Annotated in this window: 16 protein-coding genes; 6 read left to right on the top strand and 10 right to left on the bottom strand. The window is 48.4% G+C overall.

The window, feature by feature from the left end:
- Positions 1–321: 321 nt before the first annotated feature.
- Genes ATORI0001_RS05320 through ATORI0001_RS05300 form a run of 5 tightly spaced genes read right to left on the bottom strand, consistent with a single transcriptional unit; the run spans position 322 to position 7,023 of the window.
- Positions 322–510: a hypothetical protein gene (locus ATORI0001_RS05320; protein WP_003149971.1), complete on the bottom strand. Its 189-nt coding sequence runs from the start codon at positions 508–510 to the stop codon at positions 322–324.
- Complete coding sequence (locus tag ATORI0001_RS05315; protein WP_003149863.1) at positions 507–2,366, bottom strand: ABC transporter ATP-binding protein; 1,860 nt, start codon at positions 2,364–2,366, stop codon at positions 507–509. The genes ATORI0001_RS05320 and ATORI0001_RS05315 overlap by 4 nt, the downstream gene beginning before the upstream one ends.
- Entirely contained in the window at positions 2,360–5,656 is a 3,297-nt protein-coding gene (locus ATORI0001_RS05310) for an energy-coupling factor transporter ATPase (protein WP_003149948.1), read from the bottom strand. The genes ATORI0001_RS05315 and ATORI0001_RS05310 overlap by 7 nt, the downstream gene beginning before the upstream one ends.
- Complete coding sequence (locus tag ATORI0001_RS05305; protein ID WP_003149734.1) at positions 5,653–6,405, bottom strand: energy-coupling factor transporter transmembrane component T family protein; 753 nt, start codon at positions 6,403–6,405, stop codon at positions 5,653–5,655. Before ATORI0001_RS05305 ends, ATORI0001_RS05310 begins: the two co-directional genes overlap by 4 nt.
- Complete coding sequence (locus tag ATORI0001_RS05300; protein ID WP_003149886.1) at positions 6,406–7,023, bottom strand: MptD family putative ECF transporter S component; 618 nt, start codon at positions 7,021–7,023, stop codon at positions 6,406–6,408. It lies immediately after the preceding gene.
- A 230-nt stretch (positions 7,024–7,253) separates the two neighbouring features.
- Between ATORI0001_RS05300 and ATORI0001_RS05295 the strand changes: the two genes are divergently transcribed.
- From ATORI0001_RS05295 to ATORI0001_RS05285, 3 genes are all read left to right on the top strand, one after another.
- Positions 7,254–8,129: an MBL fold metallo-hydrolase gene (locus ATORI0001_RS05295; RefSeq protein WP_003150031.1), complete on the top strand. Its 876-nt coding sequence runs from the start codon at positions 7,254–7,256 to the stop codon at positions 8,127–8,129.
- A gap of 63 nt (positions 8,130–8,192) precedes the next feature.
- A complete protein-coding gene (locus ATORI0001_RS05290) occupies positions 8,193–8,618 on the top strand; it encodes a TOBE domain-containing protein (protein ID WP_003150099.1) in 426 nt (141 codons plus the stop codon).
- Between the two features lie 249 nt (positions 8,619–8,867).
- Positions 8,868–10,757 carry a heavy metal translocating P-type ATPase gene (locus ATORI0001_RS05285; protein WP_003149834.1) on the top strand — a complete coding sequence of 630 codons (1,890 nt, stop codon included), beginning with the start codon at positions 8,868–8,870 and terminating at the stop codon, positions 10,755–10,757.
- Positions 10,758–10,850: 93 nt separating this feature from the next.
- Here ATORI0001_RS05285 and trmB read toward each other — a convergent pair whose 3' ends face one another.
- From trmB to ATORI0001_RS05270, 3 genes are read right to left on the bottom strand one after another with little or no spacing between them, the layout of a single operon-like run.
- The gene (gene trmB, locus ATORI0001_RS05280) at positions 10,851–11,687 is read right to left on the bottom strand and encodes a tRNA (guanine(46)-N(7))-methyltransferase TrmB (protein WP_003150097.1); all 837 of its coding nucleotides are present in this window, start codon (positions 11,685–11,687) and stop codon (positions 10,851–10,853) included.
- Between the two features lie 6 nt (positions 11,688–11,693).
- The gene (yfbR, locus tag ATORI0001_RS05275) at positions 11,694–12,350 is read right to left on the bottom strand and encodes a 5'-deoxynucleotidase (RefSeq protein ID WP_003149775.1); all 657 of its coding nucleotides are present in this window, start codon (positions 12,348–12,350) and stop codon (positions 11,694–11,696) included.
- A gap of 25 nt (positions 12,351–12,375) precedes the next feature.
- Positions 12,376–14,037 (bottom strand): putative manganese-dependent inorganic diphosphatase, encoded by a 1,662-nt coding sequence (locus tag ATORI0001_RS05270; protein WP_003150093.1) that lies wholly within the window; start codon positions 14,035–14,037, stop codon positions 12,376–12,378.
- 324 nt (positions 14,038–14,361) lie between these two features.
- Between ATORI0001_RS05270 and ATORI0001_RS05265 the strand changes: the two genes are divergently transcribed.
- From ATORI0001_RS05265 to ATORI0001_RS05255, 3 genes are read left to right on the top strand one after another with little or no spacing between them, the layout of a single operon-like run.
- The gene (locus ATORI0001_RS05265) at positions 14,362–14,811 is read left to right on the top strand and encodes an MORN repeat-containing protein (protein WP_081450687.1); all 450 of its coding nucleotides are present in this window, start codon (positions 14,362–14,364) and stop codon (positions 14,809–14,811) included.
- Entirely contained in the window at positions 14,801–16,609 is a 1,809-nt protein-coding gene (locus ATORI0001_RS05260; protein ID WP_003149992.1) for an acyltransferase family protein, read from the top strand. The genes ATORI0001_RS05265 and ATORI0001_RS05260 overlap by 11 nt, the downstream gene beginning before the upstream one ends.
- A gap of 57 nt (positions 16,610–16,666) precedes the next feature.
- Positions 16,667–17,833, top strand: coding sequence for a glycerate kinase family protein (locus ATORI0001_RS05255; protein WP_003150106.1), 1,167 nt, complete (start codon positions 16,667–16,669; stop codon positions 17,831–17,833).
- 14 nt (positions 17,834–17,847) lie between these two features.
- On the opposite strand, the gene ATORI0001_RS05250 is transcribed toward ATORI0001_RS05255, so the two are convergent.
- Together ATORI0001_RS05250 and ATORI0001_RS05245 are read right to left on the bottom strand one after the other, a co-directional pair.
- The gene (locus ATORI0001_RS05250) at positions 17,848–18,165 is read right to left on the bottom strand and encodes a hypothetical protein (RefSeq protein WP_003149965.1); all 318 of its coding nucleotides are present in this window, start codon (positions 18,163–18,165) and stop codon (positions 17,848–17,850) included.
- Positions 18,166–18,466: 301 nt separating this feature from the next.
- Complete coding sequence (locus ATORI0001_RS05245; RefSeq protein WP_003149759.1) at positions 18,467–19,558, bottom strand: glycerol dehydrogenase; 1,092 nt, start codon at positions 19,556–19,558, stop codon at positions 18,467–18,469.
- Between the last annotated feature and the right edge of the window lie 81 nt (positions 19,559–19,639).

Genomic DNA, 19,639 nt, shown 5'->3' with positions numbered 1-19,639 from the left:
TAAAAGCTGTGATGTACTTCTTGCGACCTGTGATGCACCTTTCTGCTTCAAAAGCTGGGGCTGTGATGTACATATAGCGAGAAAATCGCTCTTCTCGCCACAAAAAAGTACCTCACAGCTCGGCAAAACTGCATCACAGGTCTGTGTAAGCCAGCTTATATCTACCGAAAATACGCCACGTAAGCATCCGCTGGAGACTTGTCTGCGTCAAGTAAACCTAAGCCGAGGCTGGCGTAGCGGCGTTTCAACAACAGCAAAGATCTCAACAACAGCATAAAATGTGTCGTTACGACATACCATTACGACATGCGCACGTGTTGCCTAGCTCCCACTATGTGCAACGACCATGATTACGTTTCCGCCGATTAAAAGAACGACGCCTGCGAAAGTCAGTATGCCCTGCAGTGGCTCTGCTATAAAATCGGAGGGCAGATAAAGACCACCTATCAGCAAAAAGACGCTTACGATGATCGCACATAAACCAAGCATTTTCTGGGAAGTCTTGCTCATCGTGGGTCTCCTTGTGTTGATCCTTCTTGGGGCAAAGGTCGCATTAGAGGCTGCTGAAAGGGTGTGTTCCATCCACCGGCTTTCTCGCTTGCTTCTATCATGCGCCGATAAATGCCTCCTTGCGCCAGTAATTCGGCGTGTGACCCGCATTCAAGTATGGTTCCCTCTCCAATCACTGCGATCTTATCGGCGTTCCGAATAGTAGGCAGTTTGTGAGCAATTACCAAGGTTGTTTTGTTGCGGCACAGCTCCGTCATAGCCTGTTGAATATGACGCTCGTTATCGGCATCGATGCTAGCTGTTGCTTCATCAAGTATGATAATGGGAGCATCTTTGAGGATTGCTCGGGCAATAGAGATACGCTGAGCTTCTCCACCCGAAAGGGTGGCGCCGCCTTCGCCGATCATGGTGTCAAAACCATAGGGCATCTGCATGATGAAATCGTAGCAGCATGCTTTTTTGGCCGCTTCATACACTTCTTTGCGTGTGGCGCCGGGCTTGCCCATGGCGATGTTGTTATATGCAGTATCTTGGAACAGATAAACGTTTTGAAATACCATGCTGATCTGTTCCATAAGTGACGACAAAGGAATCTGTCGCACATCAATTCCGCGTATGAGCACGCTCCCTTTGGAAACATCCCAAAAACGTGCAAGCAGATTCGTTAACGTGGTCTTGCCGCTGCCGGATTGTCCGACTAAAGCTACCATCTGTCCACGGTCAGCTGTCAGACAGATATCATTGAGAACGTTTTTCTCGCCGTAGGAAAACGAGACATGCGAAAATTCGATCTCGTGTTGAACTGTACCTAAAACAGGTGAGGTGCTCTCTGGAGTCGTATCTGAAGCGAGAGAAATGTCCTTTGAAGCTGGAAGGATTGTTTGACCGTTATCGTCCAGCTCTTTTTGGGCAAACAGTTTTTCTATGCGGTCAAGAGCGCTTTCCATGATGGTGAGGCGAGTGCTCTGCTGATAGAGATCTTTCAGCGGACCAAAGAGTTGAAATAAAAACAGTACGATGCCGATGAAGGTACCAAGCGCCATAGCGCCCTGTTCAAATTGCCAGACGCTCAAGGCAAGTACCGCTGCGGATCCCAGCCCATATATCGCCATGAGTGCGGCTTCATAGGGAGATTGTTCGCAGGCAAAGCGAAAGCTGGCATCTTTCATGGTTGTGAAGCTATTACGCAGGTCATGAGCACTTTTTCCAGTCAGATTGTAGCTTTTGACAACCGCAAGGCCTTCCGTATATTCAAGTACAGCGTCGGTTAGCTGTTCAATCGTCTGCTGCCGGATATCCGAATTACGCCGAGCTTGGGCAAGCATGGGCTGAGCTATCAAAATGGCGAGAAGTTCAACCGCCAGTACAACTGCCCCGATAAGAGGGCTCATGATAAAAAGGAAGCCTGTAAGGATCGTCTGGGCAAACACGTCGCTGACAACGTTTGCAACTATCGACATGCTCTGTTCTTCGATATAGACCATGTCAGCCGAGAGGATGGAACTGATACGTCCGATGTTGCCGGCGGTGAAAAACCCCATGGGAAGGCGACGCAGATGTCTCCCGAGTTCTGCACGCTTATCGGCAAAGATTTCGTAGCCTGTGCCCGATTGCAGACGGTCGGTAAGGTATTGAAAGACGGATTGTGCTACCAAAAGCACCACCATACCTGCTGCTAACAGGCAGCAAGTCAAAGGTGTAGTCTCATCGGCAAGCAAGAGATTCAGCGCATAAACAGCCAGCATAAGTGGCATATTGATGCAGAAAGCCCGTAGAAATGTAAAGAGGTAGGCAAGCCTGATGTGTCGCGCATAGGAGCCTGAGAAGCGAAGGATGCGATGAACAAGACCTAGCATGGAGCCTCCTTGCGACTGCCTTCAAGCGCTTTATCTTTAAGCGTCCAACCGGATAGTTTCTCGGAGGCGTCCCACAAAGCATGATATTCAGGACAAGATGCAATAAGCTCGTCTTGTGTCCCTTCGGCAAGGATCCGACCTTGCTGTAGCATGATGATCTTGTCGGCACCTGCGATGGAGCGGAGCTTATGGGCAATGACAATGACCGTTTTGCCGTCAATAATCTCATGAATGGCACGGTTCATCTTTTGTTCATTTTCGGGATCAACAAAGGCCGTAGCCTCGTCAAGTACGACGATAGGTGCATCCTTTAGAATTGCGCGTGCAAATGATATGCGCTGACGCTGACCGCCTGACAGGCGATTGCCTGCAGTGCCCACATTGGTTTCGTAGCCGTTCTCAAGATCTTTGATAAATTCATCACACTGCGCCCGCTTGGCAGCTTCATATACTTCCATATCGGTTGCACTTGGACGGCCAACGCGAATATTTTCCAGAATGCTTCTGTCAAAAAGGAAAAGATCCTGGGATACGTAGGATATTTGGTCGTTCAAGGATTGCAATTCCATATCATCGATATGTTGGCCTCCAATGGAAATGCTTCCACTTGTGGGGTCGTAGTGGTAAACTAAGAGACGCGCAATCGTGCTTTTACCGCTTCCACTTTCTCCCACAAGGGCTGTCATATGTCCTTCCGAAGCGGTAAACGAGATGCCTTTGAGAACTTCGTTATCATGGTAGGAAAAACGGACATCTTCAAATATCACGGTATGTCCGTTGCCTGAAAAACTTTCGTTTCCGGTTTGGAGTGGCGTCTGGTCAAGCGCTTTTTCAAGCGCTTGAATCTTGAAGTTCACCTGGGGAATAGCGCCGATGAATGTCATGCAGTGTAAAAGCAGTGGCCCTATACCAAAGCTCAAGCAGAGTACCAGCACACACTGAGGGACGGTTATCTGGCCGAGAAGTACTGACAAGATTCCAAATGGTAACGAATACAACATGATGTTTGAAAACAGGCTGCTGTACAGTGCCATCCAAGGCCAGCAAATCTTGTACCAGCCCAGTGCTTGGTCTCGGTAGCTCGCTACGGCATGCTCGAACTTCTCACCGGAATCCTTTTGTCGATTAAATATGCGTACGACCTCCATGCCGTTTACATATTCGATGATCGTGTTATTTAGGCGTTTGGTTGCGGCAAAATAACTGCCCATCTTATCAATGCCTATGCTGTACATTTGTTGAGATACGATGACTCCGAGTATCAATACGATGATAGTGCACAGTGCCATTTGCCAATCAAGGGCAACAATGGTCAAAAGCACAACGGCGATAACGGCAAGATTGGATATGCCCTCGGGGATCATATGTGCCAGTAACAGCTCGATTGACTCGATATCGTCGGTAAACAGTTTCTTTATTGCTCCCGTGCCCAAGTCTTTGACAGAGCCAACGGGTTGTGTTTCCAAGCGTTCTTGCAGGAACTTTTTCAGGTTTTCCAACGTTTCGAAGGCGGCTTTGTGGGAAAGCACCAGGCCTGCCGTATAGCTTACGGCATGCACGAGTTCGCAGAGGGCTACTGCGATAACGGCGGGAACGGCAGACAGAAACGTGACGTTTTTACCGACAAGTGCCGAGCTAATAAGATCGTAAATGAACAGGTACGGTGTGATGCTGGCTATTGCCCCGATGATCATCAGGAGCACTGCCACAGCGATAGTCGTTTTGTGTTCTCCTGCATAGCGCAAAATCTTGCCGATCGCTCCGGAACGATCCCGTTTTTTGCTGCTGTTTGTATCACTTGGTGAAAGGAAGTAAGCCCGTACACGCACAATTCCTTCGTTGTCAAGCGGATAAAACGCTACGGCACGTCCGTCACGTACATGCAGTATATGAGTACAGCACTGCATGATCAGCTCAGGATCGTGCGTGATGATGATTGAGCACTGCACTTCGTTGCGCATGCTCTGAAGGAGAGAGCCAAAACGCTCCATGCCTCGACGGTCAAGGCCGCTCGTAGGCTCATCGTAAAATAAGATCTCCTTACCGGCACAGAGTGCTGAAGCAATGGCTACGCGTTGCTTTTGTCCGCCTGAAAGCGATGCGGGGTGGCGGCCTTTGTATTCCAGGAGTCCCAGACCAGCAAGAATGTGGTCAATCTCTTCTTCCGAGACCGAGGCATTCAGACTGACTTCTTCAGCTACATCCTCTGCAAATAGTTGACGATTGACGTCCTGCATTACCATGAAGCTTTTCTTGGAGCGCTCCCGTGCGGTTTTGAAAGCGCCGGCAAATGCCACCGAACCGTCGGAGGGAATGATGCCGCACAGCGATTCGGCCAAAGTACTCTTGCCACATCCGTTGTCCCCTATGACGGCAATAACGCTATGCCGTGGAAATGCAATACGATCTACGTCAAGGATACGCGAGTTGCCTCGACTACAGGTAAGATCGACCGCTTCAAGTGTCGGATATTGTTCCGTTGGAGTGCCAGGAGTCGGTGCATCGATGGTTTGGCATCCTTCAGGTTTGTCTTTGTTTAGATTGCGTAAGTCGGTACAGCGCAGGCCCAGTTCTGACAGCTGCATATCATTAAGCGAACGCATCTCTTGGGACGAGAAGATCTTCTCTATATGGCCGTCCTTGACGTAGACGAACTGATCGGCGAGATCCATAAGGTAGTGAAGACGATGCTCAGACAAAACAATGGTCTTACCCTCTTTTTTCATCTTTGCCAAGATGTCGTGCAGACGGCGTATCGCTTTCTTGTCAAGATTAGATGACGGCTCGTCCATGACGTATACGCGAGGCTCGGATGCATAGACTGAACCACAGGCGATCTGCTGCTTCTCGCCACCGGAAAGCTCAAAGATATTGCGGTTCATAAGCGCGTCAAGCTGCATGTCGGCGCAGGTTTTATTGAGTCTGCGGCGTATCTCTTCACGCGGTAGTGCTTGATTCTCGCAACCAAATACCAGCTCGCCGGTGGTGTCTACGTTAAAAAACTGGCTTTTGGGATTTTGGAAGACACTACCGATGTGCGCGGCCGTGTCGTGAAGCGCCGCAGTGGTGGTGCAGAGGTCGTCCACATAGACGACACCCTCCATTTCTCCCTCATAAAAATTAGGAGCCAAGCCGTTTATCAGTCGTGTAAGGGTTGTCTTACCGCAGCCGGATTCACCGACAAGTACGGTGAACATTCCGTCAGCTATTTCAAGATCAATGTGATCAACACCATCGCCGGTGCCGTTTTCAGCGTCATAGTGAAAGCTTGCGTCTTCGAAACGAATCATAGGACTGCCAATCTCATCGTCCTGAAGTAAAGCATCACGGTGGCGGCAGCAAGGAAAAAGGTAATCGCGATGAAGTCCGCACCGCGAAGCTTCACTTCTTCAAATGAGGTGCGCGCTTGTTCACTGTCCATTCCACGGGCCAGTGAAGCTGCTGCCAGCTCTTCCATAACGCCGACGGAAGAGAAGAGCAGTGGAACGAGAATGTATTCGATGGTTTGGAATGGGTGGCGAAGAATGGCTCCCGGGGTCATGGAAATGCCGCGGAATGCCATTGCTTTGCGAACGCCGTTCCATTCGTCTTGTACGGTCGGAATAAAACGGAACATGACGGCCAAAGGAATAACGATGGTCATGGGAAGATGCATGGCCTGAAAAGCCGAAAGGAACTGGCTCACCCGTGTGGTGCGCACAAGCAGGATAAATGAGATGAAGATGGGAAAAAAGAATATGAAGAGTGAGATAAGTCCCATACACAGCGAAGTTACCGCTTCCGCAGCTTGTCGTTCTGATGTTTCGATGCAGTGACGGATAAACAGAACAACAAGCAAGCTTGCAAGGCATTTAGCTGCCAAGAATCGTTTGCCGTTCAGAGCGAGCATGGCACACTGTAACGTACAGAGCGTCAGTATGGGAAGGGTGCTGTGTACGGAGAGACTCAGGAGACAGCTGACAAAAAAGACCAGCAATTTGGTACGCGGGTCAAATCGAATGAGCGCCCCTGAGTCGTCTCCATAAAGTTCAAAATCCACTTAAATGATCCCGGCCTTGGCAAAGTGCTTTTTCACAAGTCTACTTGCGATAAGGGCACCGATGATTCCGCCGGCGAGAGCGAGTGCTACGGTAAAGACAAAGAAACCGGATCCAAAGAGAGTTGCATATACCTGAGCGCGGGCTTCTCCGTAATAACTTTTTGTTATTTCAAGAGAGTCTTGAAGATTGAAGACGAAGCTCAAGAACGGTGCTGCCATGGTGAGATTAAAGAATACATAAGAGAGCATATACATTTTCTTTGAGGTATATTTACCAAGGTAAATGATGAGTTCGGCAAGAAGTGAAGCACCGATAACCACTGTCAGCGAATACCATGTCAAATGCCCGGTTGCCAAAAGAAAAAGGATGCCCAAGATGAGCGCGGCACCAAACTTGCGGATCTTCATGACATAAAGCATATATACCGTGCCGGCTACCGTACCGACAGTGAGGGGTGCTATGAAGTACAGGATGGGAAGGATCATGCCGGAACCCATGACAACAATGAGCATCACAATGATGTAGAGCGCACAAAACGCACCGGCGTAAATAAGATCTTTCGTGTTCAGCTTTTTACTGCGTGTACCGGTGGCTTGAACCGGAGCGTTATCAGCCATGGGATCTCCTTTTCCATTGCGAGGGATGTTCTCAAGTGAGAAGTTCTCTCAATAGTGTTTACCATATCTAACTTATTGTAAACTAAACCGTAGACATTTTGGTTAGCTATGTCAATGCGTGCCATACAGTTGTCTGCAAGGATTGGGTGTTTTCTGGTTACCACATCGGGTGAGTGCTGGTTGTAGTAATTTGGTGGGGATCTGCATATTACTGCGAAGGAGGTTTACAAATGGCAAGAAAGGATTCAGAAAATCAAAAGAAATTCATGAGTCGCATGTTTCGCGGTAAAGAGATCTTTAAACCTCTGAATACGGGATGGATTGATGAGCATGTTGCCTGCGTGAGGGAATGGGTCGCGAATATTTTCTTCTATACGAAAAATGGCAAAACAATCATGGTTGATGCCGGATACAACTATGAGCGACTGGGTGAAAAGATGGGGTGGCTGGATATTGATCCGTCATCGATTCGGCATATTTTGATTACACATCAAGACACAGACCATGTCGGTGCACTGGAACAGGACAGTGAGCTTTTGTTTAGAGATGCAACTATATATCTCAGTGAGGAAGAAAACCGCTATCTGACCGGTGAGATAAGACGAAAAGTAATCTATGGACTTTATAAGCTACCTATGGTGAAGATAGACAACAGACGTGTTCTTCTAACGGACGGACAGATTATTGATATTGACGGGATTAAAATCGAATGTATTTTAGTGCCCGGCCATACATGGGGACATATGGTCTATCTGATTGACGACCAATATCTGTTTACGGGCGATACGATCTGGTTTGGCGCGGATGGCGGCTATAGCTTTATCAGTACTTTGGCAGAGAGTAATAAGCTTTCAGTAAAATCGCTGGCTGCGCTTGAAGAAAACTTAAAAAGAAGAAATAAACCCATAAAAATCATTACCGGTCATACTGGTTGGACGGATAATTTGGAATTTGCTTTCCGTCATAGAGCAGAGCTTTGTGCACCTTTTAAGAAGCGTATGCATGATCCGAATGCACCTTATGATGGATATGAAGAGTCAGAGGATACGGAGCAAAGCGCACGCAGCGCAAGGATTGCCAAACAGATTGACTATGCGGCAAAGTAGCATAGTATCCAATTTCATTTGGTATAGTAATACGGTCTGCAAACGTTTGACGTAAGGATAAAAATGCGTATTTCTGCACGTAACCAGCTTAAAGGTACCATCGTTAAGGTCGTTGAAGGTGCCGTTAACGGCGTTGTTACGATTTCTTTGGGCAACGAGGAGATTAAAGCCAACATTACTCGCGAGTCTATTAAAGAGCTCGGTCTGACCGAGGGTAAGACAGCATATGCCGTCATCAAGGCAACAAATGTTATGTTTGCCACCGGTACAGAGCGTATCACCAACATTTCCGCTCGCAACCAGCTTGCCGGTACCATTGTCAAAGTAACTGAAGGTGCCGTAAACGGTCATGTCTCCCTTGAAATGGCTGACGGCAATGTTATTTCCGGCTCCATTACCAATGAAGCGATCGAGTCTCTTGGTCTGAAGGTGGGAGATCCCGCACTTGCAGTCATCAAGGCAACCGATGTCATGGTTGGCATTGAGTAGTTTTACCGCATAAATAACTATGTGATAGGCACAAATTCTGTGGCGAGAAGAACTTCTTGAGAGGTTCTTCTCGCCATTTTGTGTTAACGGTAGAGACTGCTTTCTTGAGGTCGAAGATTCCGCAAAAGTAATTTTATAATTTAATATGAATATATGTGCATACGTTCACCAAAAGTGTTACACTCTGATTGGTAAGGAACTCGCATTTTCTGCTTTATGTCGGCTACCTTGCACTATAAGGAGAACGTTATGGAACGCGAAGCAAAGATTAAACTCGGGCGAATTATTGCGTCTGCAGGTATGTTAGTCATAGCTCACCTTGTAAGTTCGAGTGTACAGCTACTTTGGCAGCAACTCTTGATCTATCTACCGGCGTATTTGGTTGCCGGATATGACGTGGTGCTTGAAGCGTTCGAGAGTATCAGGGAAGGAGAGGTTTTTAGCGAAGACCTTCTGATGAGTATCGCTACCATTGGCGCGCTTATTATCGGCTTTGTCCCCAATGGCTCTCCGATGTTTCCCGAGGCTGTATTCGTTATGCTTTTCTTCCAGGTTGGCGAGCTGTTTGAAGATATGGCCGAAGATAGGAGTCGCCGTTCGATTGCTAAGATGATGGACATCCGCCCCGATACTGCAACAGTTATCCGCAGTGGTAAAGAATGCACGGTTCATCCGTCGGAACTTGAGCTGGACGAGTACATCATCATCAGGCCAGGGGATCGCGTACCCGTAGATGCAGAAATTACTGAGGGATTTACCAGCTTAGATACCGTTGCTCTTACGGGTGAAAGCGTTCCTCGCTCGGTTGGCGTGGGAGATTCCGTCATTTCCGGCTGCGTTAATCTTTCCGGCGTGGTGCGCGCGCGTGTGACGCATTTGTTTAGCGAATCTACGGCAACACGTATCATCAATCTTGTTGAAAGTGCCAATGAGAATAAATCCAGAAGCGAGAGCTTCATTAAAAGATTTGCCCATGTGTACACCCCCATCGTAGTGTTTGGTGCTCTTGCGCTGGTGGTTTTTCCGCCTCTTCTTACGGGGAACTTTTACGAGAACTTTGCAACGTGGTTTGTCCGTGCGCTTACGTTTTTGATCGTATCGTGTCCCTGTGCTTTGGTGGTTTCGGTACCACTGACGTTCTTTGGAGGTATTGGTGCGGCTTCCAAGCAGGGCATTCTCATCAAAGGATCAAATTATATTGATGCTCTGTCTACGCTTAGGATCGTGGCATTTGATAAAACAGGCACGCTCACCGAAGGCGTCTTTGAAGTCATGGCAGTGCACCCGGAATCTATTGGCGAGAAGAGCCTTTTGCATCTTGCGGCTCATGTGGAGCGCCACTCAACGCACCCCATAGCCGCAGCTCTCAGGGCTGCCTATCCGAATGAAGATGATAACTGCAAAGTCTCTGAGGCAACTGAGGTTGCGGGCAGAGGTGTGACGGCGCAAGTTAACGGAAAGACGGTGGCGGTAGGAAGCGCTCTCTTTATGAAAGAAATGGGCGCAATCACGCGTGAGTGTCGGCACCATGATGTAGGCACGGTTATTCATGTTGCCGTTGACGGCGAATACATGGGCCACATCGTTATTTCGGATCGTGAAAAACCAGACGCTCAAGCTTCCGTTTCTGCCATCAAGCAGGCAGGCGTTTCTCGCGTGGTTATGCTCACGGGAGACAGAGAAGAGGTAGCGGCAGATATGGCATCTCGCCTTGGTATTGATGAATACCGCTTTGAGTTGTTGCCGCAGGATAAGGTTTCTGCCGTTGAGCAGTTCCTTTCCGAGAATCCCGCAGGCGCTACGCTGGCATTTGTTGGCGATGGCATAAATGATGCGCCTGTGCTCGCAAGAGCTGATGTGGGTATTGCAATGGGAGTTCTTGGATCTGATGCGGCCATTGAGGCAGCTGATGTGGTCCTTATGGATGATTCACTCGGAAAAGTTGCAACGGCTATCAGACTTGCTCGAAAGACACTCGCGATTGCTCGACAAAATATCATCTTTGCCATTGGTGTAAAAGTGGCCATTTTGGCTCTTGCGGCGTGTGGTTATGCGCCAATGTGGTTGGCAGTGTTTGGTGATACGGGCGTGCTTATCCTTGCGGTGCTGAATGCTTCAAGAGCGCTTCGTATCAAGTAAGCTGCGCTCAGGTGGCGTCAAGAAATCTTGAAAGACGGCATTTGTAAGGTCCAATTGTTGCAAAGCTCAGGTGTGTAGGACTCAACCGCCTTCCTACGATTGCGGCACGTTTTTCCAGTGATGGTGACCCTTCTTATTCTTGCGATTAATCATGTTTTTGATGGTGCTTTCCATCCCATGCGGCAAATACGTTAAAGACTCAAGGTCTTTTGGCAGGTAGTCAACAAGGCTTCCGGGCTCAATGGGCGAGAAGTGCTTGGGAGCTTGGCCGGGGGTTATGCAAAACCCTAGGACTTTTGCTCCTTGGGCACCTAAGCGCTCTTCATACTCGGATGCAATATCATTGGGAAAATCCATATGGGCATCGCGTGTTTTCCACAAAAACTCATAGCCGGCGGCAACTGCCTGTTCACAGGAGAAATCGTAAAGTGGCTGGCTATCAGTTTTAAGCCGTATTGTACCGGTATTCGTTAAAACATTCCTATATTGCATGAAGCGTTCAGCGTTGGTGACGCGCAGATGTGCTTGGCGCTTACGCGGAAACGGCGTAGGAAAATTAATGTAGAGAGTGGTAATTTCACCTAAGGCAAAGTACTCATCCAGCTTCATACCGGTGCCGGGGACTACGACGGCATTGGAAAGGTTTGCTTCGCTTATGCGTCCTGCGGCATAGGCAATGCAGATAGGTTCCGTGTCGATGGCAATATACAGCGTTTCCGGATGAGCCTTGGCCATGGCGCAGGTAAATGAACCCTTTCCACAACCCAAGTCAACGCATACGTGTGAGAAGGGAGCTGAGCCTATTCCGGCACATGCTTCTGCCCAGTGACCGTGCAAAGCTTCGGGGTTCTTCTCGATAACGTCTCCATAGCGCTCAAGGCGTTCTTCGAGATTGAAGGTTTTTGGAAGGCGCGCGTGCAGTCCGTGCATAGAGCCCTACAGGAGTTGGTCGAGAGTCTCACCGTATGAAGGCAAGAACTCGTTCATAAAATCACGGACTTCAGGAAGATCTTGTGCCATATCTATAACGATGCTCCTTGTCGATGCCTCTGCGGTAACAAACTCAGAGTTGCCTGCCTGAGCCTCATCGATGCATTTTATGAGAGCGGAGAGCTTATCGGCTGCTTTGACAAGCTTCAGTGTATATATCTCATCAGCGTCTTCGGATGCCTTGCGCGGATTGAGAATATCTTGGTACATAGGGCGTAAATCATCGGGAAGGGTATCTAAAAGCGTTTCTTGTGCGGTGTCTTCCACTTGGTGGTATGCGTCGCGAATTTCCGGATTGGCATACTTGACCGGAGTGGGCATGTCTCCCGTAATGATTTCCGAGGCGTCATGGTAAAGGCCAATGAGCGCTGCCCGATCTGCGTTCAAATGTTTCCCGTAGCGCACATTTCCAAGCGTTGCGAGACAATGCGCAATAAGTGCCACGTCAAGCGCGTGCTCTGAGAGATTTTCAGGGCGAGAATTGCGCATCAATGACCAGCGCTCAATATAGCGCATGCGCGAAATGATGGCAAAAAAGCTTGATGGGCGTCGCTTTGGTGAATGCTGCTTGGGCGAGCGCTCTTTTGGTGTAGATATATTCATGCTGTCTCAGTCGTTCTTTCCGCTTTTAATCCTCGTCATCGGTAAACTGGAGTGCCGACATAAGCGATGGCACAACCTGCTTTTTACGGCTGACAATACCCGGCAGAACCGCAATACCGTTATCGGGTGTTACGTTGAAAGCCCTTTCAAGTACCTCCTGAGCACCGGCTCCGTAATAAAGCATTTCAGTAACTTGGCTCTTGACGTCGGTAAACATGTAGAAGACCATCGGGAGCTCTTCGGACTCGGCAGCGGTTTTGAGGAAGGGTCCAACCAAGGCTTCCGCGGCCTTGCGGCTGTTTTCGGTCATAAACGAACCTTGGCCAACGCCAAATTTCGCATTGCCGCGGCTGAAAATCTTGTAATCACCATGGAAGACTTCCTCGGCAGTGCGGCCGGTGAGGTCGGCACCCGCATCAAACATCTGCTCTGAGTACTTCTCGATATCCTCGCCGCAAATTTCTGCCAAGGCCTTGCCTGCGGCAACATCGGTTGGAGTGCAGGTAGGGGAGCGAAATGCCAGCGTGTCAGAAAGGATTGCCGAAAGCATAAGGCCGGCTATGTTCTTGGGAATCTCAACGCCGTATTCACGATAGAGCCCAAAGAGGATTGTGCACGTACATCCTACGGGTACGTTGCGGAACGTAATGGGGTTTGTGGTCTCCACAGAACCGATACGGTGGTGATCGACAATTTCCATTATCTCAGCCTGATCCAGGCCGTTTACGGCTTGAGTGCGCTCGTTATGATCTACTAAAATGACGTGCTTTTTGCGTACCTTTAGAAGACCGGGAGAGCTTATAAGGCCGGCATACGTACCATTTTCATTCAATACGGGGAAGAAACGGTGACGGCTCTTGGCCATTGCTTTACGAGCATCGTCGATGGAGGTATTGACACTAAACTTCAAGATATTGCTGGTAAGCATTTTTGACTTAACGGGGACTGCCATAGTGAGAAGACGGGCAACTTCAAAAGTATCGCGAGGCGTGGTAATAATGACGCATCCCGCCTGCTTTGCCGCTTCAATGACGTCATCGTTAACTTCACCGTCGCATGAAACAATCAAGCACGAGGCACCCTGTTTGATGGCAAGTAATTGATTCTCGTGGTTACCGGCGACGACTACAATATCTCCCGCTTCAATAATCTCAGTCATACTTACCGAGCATGTACCCACTCGAATACCGCCTTGAGAGACGAAACCGTTTGGATCTCCCACAAGCATGGTTCCGCCTAACGTGGAGAGAATGTTTTTATAGCTGGTATGTGTCTCGGAGAGCATCTTTGACTCCATAAGACCCATATTGGCGTTCGCAATGTCTTTAACGGCGATAAGCCCTTCAAGGTGCTCAGTGCTATCGGTAACCACAAGGGTATCCAGTTTGACATCTTGCATGAGGTTCCAAGCGTCAAAGAGGCTCATGTCTCCGTCAACTTTTGGTTGCTTTTGAATTTCAGCGTCCTTAATTTGAGGTGTTACCGTGGTAATGAGCTGCGGCTCTTCAAATCCAAAGTGCTTGAGGACAAAGGCCGTTTCGCGGTTTAGAGTACCGGCACGACGAGCCTCGTAGATAGGACTGTCGATTTTGTTTTTGAGATACGCATAGGAGATAGCTGCGCAGATACTGTCTGTATCGGGGTTTAAGTGACCAATAACATTAACCTTGCGAATTGCTTCCGGCATGATCCCTCCTTGTGAGTGCGTTGCATCTTCGTACAGCTAAGAGTTTACCCGCTCGAACGTACTCTGTCGCCGATTTATTGAAAAATGATGAAAGAGCCGTAAATTGCTACAATAAGTCTGTTTTTAGATATAAATTATTGATAGGTAGTTTGTTGGAGTAAGAAACAAGCATACGTAGTCGTTAAGCAGGAGATTTTGAGCAAGTCCAGAAGATTTTCAGCAAGCAAGAGAAATGCCCATCACGCAAATCGTAGTGTGCGAGAGGGTTCTAACGGCGTATCTGCATCTACAAGACAGACGCCGAATAAATTTTCATCTGCCGGCATGGGAGTACTCGCCGATTCAGTAACGCGTACTAGAAGCACTTCTCGCGTGATTCATGCCTCTTCGACTCCATTGTCGCTTCGCTCAAAGGTAGAGTTTTTAGTGGTAGGGCTTCTCGCTTTGTGTGCGGCTTATGCATTAATAGTAGTATCGCGCCCCAGCTCAGGAGTGCTTACGCTGGCTGACGGAGCCATTACTTATGAGGGCGGCATCCTGCACGGTCGTATGGATGGCGCGGGTACAATGACCTTTGATAACGGCGACACATACAAAGGCCAATTCAAAGACGGTGCGTTTAACGGATCGGGTACGTTTATCTCAAAGGACGGCTGGACATATGAGGGTAATTTTGTCAATGGAGAGCCGGACGGAGAGGGTACTCTTACTACCGAGGATAGTATAGTGTATCAAGGCGTCTTTAAGCAGGGGATATATCAAAGTGCGAATTAAATGGTTTTCCTTCGTCCGCATAACGGGACTGCTTCTGGTTCTGGTGTATCACTTCTTCAAACCTGCCCTGCCAGGCGGCTTTGTAGGAGTCGATGTATTCTTTACCTTCTCCGGATATCTCATTACCGCTTTGCTCATTGATGAGTTTGCTCGCGATACGCGCATCGGCCTTGTTGCATTTTTAAAGAGGCGCTTTTACCGCATTGTTCCGCCACTGGTTGGTATGGTACTGGTGGTTACGCCGTTGGCACTGTTGGTTCGCAATGACTTTACCGCCGGTATTGCTCAGCAGGCAGCGGCGGCCGTGGGATTTGTGACCAATTATTATGAAATTCTTTTAGGCGGAAGTTATGAGACTCAGTTTGCGCCACATCTGTTCTTGCATACATGGAGTCTTGCCGTAGAAATGCACTACTACATTTTATGGGGTGTAGCGGTCTTTATATTGTCAAAGCTTTCGCGCTCCGTAAAAGGTTTGCGCATCCGCATTGGTATTGTTTCCGGCGTATTGCTTGTGGCCAGCTATCTTGCCATGGCCATCGGAGCTCAAAGCTCCTCTAATCTGTCCATCCAGTATTTTTCAACGCAGACACACATTTTTCCGTTCTTTATTGGCGGAGTGCTTGCCTGCTTTGCCGGTATTGCGACAACCAGCACTGCATTTGTCCGCATAGTTAAAAAATACGCCACTAAACAGGTTCTTCTCTGTGCAATTGCCAGTGGAGCACTATTGTGCGCTTTAGGGGTATTTCTCAAGTTTGATGATCTGCATACCTACCAATTTGGTTTTTTGGTGGCCTCTTTGGCGGCTGCAGTGATGATTCTTGCCATGCGCATTCTTCACGAGAAGACTCCTCACGTGAAAGAACCAAAGGTTGTCTCTTATATTGCGGATACCAGCTACAGCGTATATCTCTTTCACTGGCCTCTTTTTAATCTGTTGTCGGAGAGGTTTGATCCCGGTACGTCTGCAGGCATAACGGTTGTGTCGTCTTTAGCATTTGCGAGCATATCGTTTTATATCATCGAGCCGCTTTTGGCCGGTCGCGCTCCACGCATCGCAGGTTTTAAGATCAGTCCGGAGCGAGCAATAAAGCCGCTTGCCATTGTTGGCTGCGTACTCTTAGCGGCAACAATATATACGTCAGTAGCGTCTCCTGCGATTAGTACATTTCAGCTCAGTAATTTGAGCAACGGCGCAATTCAGGCAGACAGCCATATGTCCGTTACGCGAAAAATGGCTGACAGTACCCAAGCGAGCAATTATAACGTGACTCCTGGTGTTACCTACATCGGAGATTCGGTTTCCCTGCGAGCCATTTCATACCTACAGAAGGCTCTTCCGGATGCTCAAATTGATGCAACGGTTAGTCGTAACGTGAGTATGGGTGCCGATGTGCTTGAGACTAACCTTGCCAATAATGCCGTCATGCAAGATGTGGTGATTGCGTTGGGAACCAATCCGGTAGGCGGCACTGACGCTATCGATAGAATCGTCCAGATGCTCCCCAAGGGTCACCGTCTCATTTTTGTAACTCCTCATGATGGTCGTCATACCGATCCATCATCAGGTGCTGCCGCCATTCGAGAGTATGAGTTACAACTTGCCGAGAAGTACGACTACATCTATATTGCCGACTGGCATCAGACGGCCGTTGACCACCCCGAGCTTTGGCCCGGCACCGATGATGTTCACTTTGGCAGCAATTCGGAAACCATTAATGCAGGCGGTGAGCTTTTTGCTCAAACCGTTGCCGATGCAATTGCGAAGGCAGATCAGGGCCACGTGAAGCCATAGGTACAATCAAGAAAAGAGAAATGCTTGTTTTACGGGTCATAAAGGACGTCTTTTGTGATGAAATCTCCGGCTGAAAGTTCTCCCAGAACAGAGTTCTCCGTTCTTCTCGCAGCGGATTCATTTAAGGGCTCGGCATCAAGTGAAGCCATAGAGGAGTATCTTGAGGCTGGCGTGCTCCGTGCATTGCCTCATGCGCAGATAAAGAAAGTTCTTATCGCCGATGGAGGTGAAGGAACCGTTGATGCGTTTATTTCTGGATGTGGTGGCGAGATTAAATCAGTACAGGTAGAAGATCTCTTTGGGCGCCCCATTGTTGCTCGGCTTGGCATGCTTCCCAATGGGAACGCCGTGGTTGAGATGGCAGAAGCTGCAGGCATAAGATTTTCGAGCTGTACTGATGAGGACGCGAGACGAGCTTCAACGTATGGAGTAGGGCAATTACTTCGAGCGGCTCTAGACCTTGGCGTTCATCGAATATATGTTGGTCTAGGCGGAAGCGCTACTTCTGATGGCGGATGCGGGATGGCTGAGGCTCTCGGCGCGCTGTTTTTAGATGCGTTGGGAAAACCGGTTATTCGAGGTCTAGAAGGTCTGCCGCATATTGCTCACGTTGATATGAGCCACTTTGATAGGCGCGTGTATGATACTGAAATTATTGCTTTGAGCGATGTCAATAACCCGCTTTCTGGAAAACACGGTGCTATTTATACCTTTGGACTACAGAAAGGACTTCTTTTTTCGCGTCTGCGTGAGTATGACGACTGGATGCGGCACTATGCTCATACGGTATCGGCTGCTACAAAAGATAATCATGCATTGTCAGCCGGAGCCGGTGCGGCAGGTGGACTTGGTTTTGGACTTCTTTCATTTTGCGGTGCTTCGACGATGTTGGGTATTCAGGCTCTTCTTGATGCCGTTCACTTTGACGAGCAACTGCGGGGTGTTAACTTGGTAATTACCGGAGAAGGTCGTATGGACAACCAAACAGCGTATGGAAAAGCCCCGGTAGGGGTTGCACGACGTGCGACGCTGCAAGGTATTTCAACGTATGCCGTTGTGGGATCACATACAGAGGATATCTCCAAAGTACATGAGGCCGGCATTCAACAAGTTTTTGCGTCAGCACCAGCAGGTCTTTCACTGGAAGAATGCATAAAAAGGACGCCGGAAGACGTTGCGGCTGCGGCTGAACGTGCAGTAAGGTTTTTTATACGGAGATTTTGACAGGCATCGCTTTATTAGGGTTTGATGAGCACTCCCGAAACAACATTAATCGCAAACCATATGTCAAAAAATGTTAGTGCAAGGGCGATAACGGTAAATGCGGCCGGAAGGTAAAAACGCTTCTTCGTTATCACGTGGTTCTTTCTGTCCTTGAGCCACCAAATAAGTGTGCGTATAAGACTGATCGCCACTATAGCCCATGCAATAAAAATCAAGATAGCGATAGGAAAGGCCCAAGAATTAACTAAAGCATCAAGGGATTCGATCGTATAGCCAAAAATGGCTGCAACGAATATGACGGGAAAATAAAAAAGCAGAAGGAACATCCCCATGACAAACCTCCTTGTGTATCGTATTTCTGGCTGCTCTTTTAAATAGTATAGTTCGCTCGGAGTGTCGTTTTCTTAAGAATAGATTAAGAGTTAATGACGTTATGGTGAGTTTGTCATGTGCCGTTTATATCGGTTGTATGACCGCTTATGAATCTGTCTGATGTATTGCTTTCGTTTCTTTTTTATACTCAATTTAAGAAGTATTGGTATTTACCAAGTGTGGCAGAAGAGGTTTTGTGGCCTCTTCTGCCAGTGGTACGTGCGGTAAGGATATCCTTACGAGAATCTTATTTTTTGATGGTTATGCACCTAAAGCTGCGCGACCATATGCATCGGCGGCCAAAAGAGCATTTGCAACCTTCTCGGGCGTGACTTCAAACGGCATGTTATGAAGCGTGTCATTTTCAGCACAGGCAAGCGTAGCTACTTCAAGTACGCGCTCATAGGTAACATCCGTTACGCCAAGCTGCTTGAAAGTAACAGGCAATCCAATCTCAACGCAGAAATCAAGAACATCGTAGAGCTCATCAGCATTCTCAAGGACGAGCTGTGTAATCGTGCCAAAGGCAACCTTTTCTCCATGGTACATGGCATGTGTTTCGCTCATGGCAGTCAGGCCGTTGTGAATGGCGTGGGCGCCTGCGAGACCTGCTGATTCAAAGCCAAGCCCGGAAAGCAGCGTATTTGCCTCGATGATCTTCTCGACAGCTTCCGTACAAGCGCCGGCTTCAAGTGCAAGCTTAGCTTTAACGCCTTCATCCATAAGGGTCTCATAGCAAAGTGTTGCCAAAGCCATTGCGGCATTGGTAACTTTGCCGCCAGCGCATGTACCTGCATCGGAGCGCTGGCATGCGCGAGCTTCAAAAAATGTGGCAAGTGCATCGCCCATGCCGGAGACGGTCAGACGAACGGGGCTCTTGGCAATTACCTCGGTGTCCATAAGTACCAGGTTAGGATTTTGCTTAAAGAATTGATACTCTTTGAATTGACCTTCGTCAGTGTAAATGACAGAAAGGGCAGAGCATGGTGCGTCCGTGGCTGCAATGGTTGGAACGATAATGACAGGAAGATCTTTTGTAGCGGCCACGGCTTTTGCGGTATCAAAGATTTTACCGCCACCGACACCGACTACCACTTCGGCGCCACAGGTATCAAGCACTTGCACAAGGCGGTCAATCTCAGCCTGTGAGCACTCTCCATTAAAATTGTCATAATGAAGTTCAACTTTTGCATCCTCAAAACTCTTTGAAATCACATCGCCGGAGCGCTTAAGTCCACCGGCCGTGATGATAACAAGTGCGCTCTTTCCGTAGGCTTGAGTATATTCTCCCAGCTTGGCAAGCTCCCCCGGACCTTGAATGTACTTGCTTGGACTAATAAAGATACGTGCCATTTCCCACTCCTTTCAGTTGAGACATTCCGTATGCCTCAAAATGACTATAAAAATGATAGTTCTTCTTCTCCGGTTAATTCG

Source organism: Lancefieldella rimae ATCC 49626 (genome assembly GCF_000174015.1).
Taxonomy (GTDB): domain Bacteria; phylum Actinomycetota; class Coriobacteriia; order Coriobacteriales; family Atopobiaceae; genus Lancefieldella; species Lancefieldella rimae.
This window is presented reverse-complemented; position numbering and strand designations above follow the sequence as displayed.

Bases quoted from the DNA above. Each gene is read 5' to 3' on its own strand.
- ATORI0001_RS05320 (WP_003149971.1), bottom strand. From the start codon at position 510: ATGAGCAAGACTTCCCAGAAAATGCTTGGTTTATGTGCGATCATCGTA.
- ATORI0001_RS05315 (WP_003149863.1), bottom strand. From the start codon at position 2,366: ATGCTAGGTCTTGTTCATCGCATCCTTCGCTTCTCAGGCTCCTATGCG.
- ATORI0001_RS05310 (WP_003149948.1), bottom strand. From the start codon at position 5,656: ATGATTCGTTTCGAAGACGCAAGCTTTCACTATGACGCTGAAAACGGC.
- ATORI0001_RS05300 (WP_003149886.1), bottom strand. From the start codon at position 7,023: ATGGCTGATAACGCTCCGGTTCAAGCCACCGGTACACGCAGTAAAAAG.
- ATORI0001_RS05295 (WP_003150031.1), top strand. From the start codon at position 7,254: ATGGCAAGAAAGGATTCAGAAAATCAAAAGAAATTCATGAGTCGCATG.
- ATORI0001_RS05290 (WP_003150099.1), top strand. From the start codon at position 8,193: ATGCGTATTTCTGCACGTAACCAGCTTAAAGGTACCATCGTTAAGGTC.
- ATORI0001_RS05285 (WP_003149834.1), top strand. From the start codon at position 8,868: ATGGAACGCGAAGCAAAGATTAAACTCGGGCGAATTATTGCGTCTGCA.
- trmB (WP_003150097.1), bottom strand. From the start codon at position 11,687: ATGCACGGACTGCACGCGCGCCTTCCAAAAACCTTCAATCTCGAAGAA.
- yfbR (WP_003149775.1), bottom strand. From the start codon at position 12,350: ATGAATATATCTACACCAAAAGAGCGCTCGCCCAAGCAGCATTCACCA.
- ATORI0001_RS05270 (WP_003150093.1), bottom strand. From the start codon at position 14,037: ATGCCGGAAGCAATTCGCAAGGTTAATGTTATTGGTCACTTAAACCCC.
- ATORI0001_RS05265 (WP_081450687.1), top strand. From the start codon at position 14,362: ATGGGAGTACTCGCCGATTCAGTAACGCGTACTAGAAGCACTTCTCGC.
- ATORI0001_RS05255 (WP_003150106.1), top strand. From the start codon at position 16,667: ATGAAATCTCCGGCTGAAAGTTCTCCCAGAACAGAGTTCTCCGTTCTT.
- ATORI0001_RS05250 (WP_003149965.1), bottom strand. From the start codon at position 18,165: ATGGGGATGTTCCTTCTGCTTTTTTATTTTCCCGTCATATTCGTTGCA.
- ATORI0001_RS05245 (WP_003149759.1), bottom strand. From the start codon at position 19,558: ATGGCACGTATCTTTATTAGTCCAAGCAAGTACATTCAAGGTCCGGGG.